This window comes from Luteitalea sp., assembly GCF_044337415.1.
GTDB lineage: Bacteria > Acidobacteriota > Vicinamibacteria > Vicinamibacterales > Vicinamibacteraceae > Luteitalea.
Genome location: NZ_JBIINP010000301.1, coordinates 1 through 3,946, shown reverse-complemented (window position 1 = coordinate 3,946; position 3,946 = coordinate 1). Strand labels below are relative to the sequence as shown.

Genomic DNA, 3,946 nt, shown 5'->3' with positions numbered 1-3,946 from the left:
CCGGCCGATGAACGGTCGGAGCCGTATGGGCCGGGCTCTCAGGCTCAGGGCTCAGGGCTCAAGGCTCAGAGAGCATTCCGCCGCAGGGCGCGTCACCGACTGCCGACTCCCGACTGCCGCTTCCCGCTTCCCGATTCCCGCTTCCCGATTCCCGGCCCGACACACGGCGCGATGGGACATCGCGCCCTACCTCAGAAATAGAGCGCCCTACCTCAGAAGTAGAACTTGAACCCGAGCTGGAACTGGCGCTGCTCGTAGCCGGCCGTCGGCTGCAGTTCGTCGGTGCTGGTCGGCAGCACGCCCGTCGGCACGCCCTGCGCGTTGGTCGGGATGATGCGGTTGACGGCCGACGTCTGGACCGTGTTGAACAGGTTCTTGAACTCCGCCGCGATCTCGAGGCGCCGGTTGCCGCCGAACGGGATGAAGCGCGAGAAGCGGGCATCGACGTTGTAGCGGGCCGGCAGGTACAGCGAGTTGCGGCCGACGAACAGCGGGCGGTCGGCGAGCACGCCGTCGGCGTTGAGGTCGGTGCCGCTGCGCAGGTTGACCGGTAGGCCCGAGTTGAACTGGAGCATCAGCCCGAGCTGGTTGCCGTTGACGATGGCGCCGGCGATGCCGTCGATGTCGAACTGCGGCTGCAGCACGACGCTGCCAGCGAAGCTGTGGCGGGTGTCGAGCAGGTTCACGCCGCGATCGCGCTCGAGGTCGGTCGGGTCACTGACGCCGTCGTCGCCCTGTACCGAGAGGGCGGTGGTGAGCGGCGCGTTGTCGGTGCCCTTGCCGAGCGTGTAGTTGACGTCGAACTGGATGCCGTTGCTGAGGCGCTTGCCGAACTGCAGCATCATCGCGTTGTAGGTGGAGTCGCCCACCGACTGCACGACGTTGATCTGGTTGAAGCGCGGGTCGAGGCGGGTGTCGGTGTTGACGGCGGTGCTGAACACCGGGCGCCCGTCGGCCAGCGAATTCACCGGGTTGATCGGGTTGATGTTGACGATCACCGGCAGCAGGTCGCCCTGCACGAAGGTGTAGCCCACAGAGCCGTAGTAGTTCCGGCCGAACGCGCGCTCGTAGGTGACGTTGTTCTGCCAGGTGCGTGCGACCTCGAAGTCGGGCGACACCGTGGTGATCGACTGGCGCGGCAACGTGAAGCCCGGCGGCAGGTTGCCGAGGGTGGTGGGGAATGCCGGCGCGTTGGCCGCCGTGCCCTGCACGGTGACGTTGACGCGGGCCGGGTTGCCGTTGTTCTGGATGGCCGTCTCGTAGGCGCCGAGCAGCATCTGGTCGTACATGATGCCGCTGCTGGCGCGCAGCACCTGTCGCTTGTCGGCGCCGAAGGTCCAGGCCAGGCCGAAGCGCGGGCCGAGGTTGTTGGAGTCGTCGGCGTAGTTCTGCGAGTAGATGAACGGCGCGTTCGGGTCGCCGTCCGGGTAGTCGTAGAAGTCGTAGCGCAGGCCGTAGATGAACTTCAGGTCGTTGGTGACGCGCCAGTCGTCCTGTACGAAGAAGCTGTAGCCCGACGACTTCATCGTGAAGTCGGGGTTGCCGATCAGCTCCTGGAAGTTGGTGTAGCTGCGCGGGTTGACGCCGTTCTTCGCCGCCAGGTACGCGTCGATGCTCGGGAACGTGTAGAGCTGCAGCAGCGTGGACGTGCGGCTGTCGTTGATGATCTGGATGTCGCCGCCGAACTTGTAGCTGTGGTTCCCGCGCAGGTAGGTGAAGTTGTTCACCACCTGGAAGATGCCCTGCTCGAAGCCGAAGCCGGCATCGTTCGCGCCGCCGATCGGCCCGCCGAAGTTGGCGATGCCGGGGATGTTGACGGCCGGCCCCGTGCCCGAGAAGTCGTTGCCGGCGCGGCTCTGCACGCGGCGCGCGTACTGCACGCGCAGCTCGTTCAGCATCTTGCTGCCGAACGACGACACGAGCTGCCCCGACGAGCTCTCCATGGCGTCGAGGAAGTCGGTGGTGCGCTCCATGCTCGTGAGGGCGCCGCCGATGTTGTTGGGCGAGTCGTTGCGGAAGATGATCGTGCGACCCGTCAGGCGGTGCGCGGGATTGATCTGGTAGTCGGCCTTGCCGATGAAGAAGCGCGCCGTCTGCTCGCGCGGCACCACCGAGGGCTGCGCCGCCAGGCCGATGCGCGCCGCGTTCTCCGGCAGGATCGTGATGACGCTCTGGGCCGACAGGTCACGGTAGGTGCTCTCGAAGCCCGTGAAGAAGTGCAGCGTGTCCTTGACGATGGGCCCGCCGAGCTCGGCGGTGAACGTGTCGACCCTGGTGTCCGGGCGACGATCCTCGGTGCGCGGCCCCTGGAAGAAGAACGGGAACGCGCTGAACGGCTTGCGGCGGAAGCGGTAGGCGCCGGCACCGCGGAACTGGTTGGTGCCCGACGGCGTGATCGCGTTGTAGACCAGACCCGTCGTCTGGCCGAACTCGGGCGCGTAGCCGCTGGTGATGACCTTCACCTCGCGCACCATCACCTCGGAGACCGGCAGCAGGCGCAGGCCGGCGCGGTCCTTCTGGGTGTTGGTGTTGCCGTCGATCTGGTAGTTGATGCGCAGCAGCGTGCCGTTGGCGCTGAAGCGCGGCACGCCGAACTCCGAGTTCTCGAACCCGGTCACGCCCGGCTGCAGCAGCGCGAAGTTGTACGGGTTGCGCGAGACGAGCGGCAGGTTCTTGATCTCGTTCTCGTTGAGGTTGCGCCCGGTGTCGACCTTCGACGTGTCGACCACCGGCGCGTCGGCCGTCACCGAGATCGTCTCGGTGAGGTCGCCGACCTCGAGGCGCACGTTGATGTTGGCCGTCTGGCCCGCGCCCACCGTGACGCCCACCTGCTCGAACTTCTTGAAGCCCTGCAACTCGGCGACGACGCGATAGGCGCCCAGCGGCAGCAGGGTGGCCCTGTAGAGGCCGTTCTCGTTGGTCACCACGGACCGGACCGTGCCGGTCTCCGTGTTGGTGACCGTGACCGTCACGCCGGGCAACACCGCACCGGTGTTGTCGGCCACCGTGCCCTCGATGGCGCCGTTGGCAGCCGTGGCCTGCGCGAACGAGGGCGCGGCGGAGAACCCGGCGAACCACACCAGGAGAACGGCGGCCACGCGCAACGCGCGCGCCAGCCAGGGGAAGGTCGTCCGTGCGGACAGCATGAGATTCCTGACTCCTCTTGGAGATGAAGGACGGGAGCGATCCGGCAACACACCGCTCGACGGCGAGTATACGGGCCGTTCTAGAAGCAGACGACGCACCGCCCCCGGCCGTTGCGTCATGGGGCGTGTCATGAGAGCCGGGTACCGGGTACCGGGTACCGGGTACCGGGTACCGGGTACGACTATCTCGATGTGACGATGAGGGCGTCGCTGACGGGGCGGGGGCCGGTGAGGTCGGAGGGGCGATTGACCACCGCCGTGCCAACGACCATTGTCGTGGACCCGCCGCCGTCGAGGTTGACCGCGTCGATGGCGTTCAGGCGTTCAAGCAGCACCCGCAGGTCGGCGAAGGTGGCGCCGACGGCGGTCGGCTGGCGGCCGTCCACGGTGATCAGCCACACGAGGCCGTCGCGATCGCGCGCGATGAGGGTGCGCGGGTGCGTGGTGGTCTCGAAGCCGGGCGTCAGGCGCTCCACCGCCCGATCCGCCGGCTCGCGGCCGTCGCGCAGCAGCAGGCCGGCGCCGCCGACGATGGTGCGGGCGCGCATCCAGTCGCGGACGCGGACGCCGGAGACTACGGTGAGCGCCTCGCGGACCTGGATGGCTGGCGCACGGGTGAGGCCGGCGAGCGCGTCGGGCGCCGCCGTGCCGCCGAACGACAGCACGTAGCCAGAGGCCGGGATGGCGGCGTTGCCGGCGGTCGTGGGCGGCGTCGCCCGCAGCGGCGCGCCGCGCAGCGTCCACTCCAGGCCCTCTGCGGTGTCGGTGGTGGCGCCGGAGGCGGGCGTGTACAGCACGAG

The 3,946-nt window shown here is 68.2% G+C and carries 2 protein-coding genes; both read right to left on the bottom strand.

Annotated features, from left to right (window positions below; all coding sequences use genetic code 11):
- Window positions 1–212: 212 nt before the first annotated feature.
- On the bottom strand, window positions 213–3,146 hold the full coding sequence (locus tag ACIRDX_RS21310) for a TonB-dependent receptor domain-containing protein (protein WP_396627444.1): 2,934 nt from the start codon (window positions 3,144–3,146) through the stop codon (window positions 213–215).
- Between the two features lie 182 nt (window positions 3,147–3,328).
- A partial coding sequence (locus ACIRDX_RS21305) for a phosphodiester glycosidase family protein (RefSeq protein ID WP_396627443.1) occupies window positions 3,329–3,946 on the bottom strand: 618 nt, incomplete at its 5' end.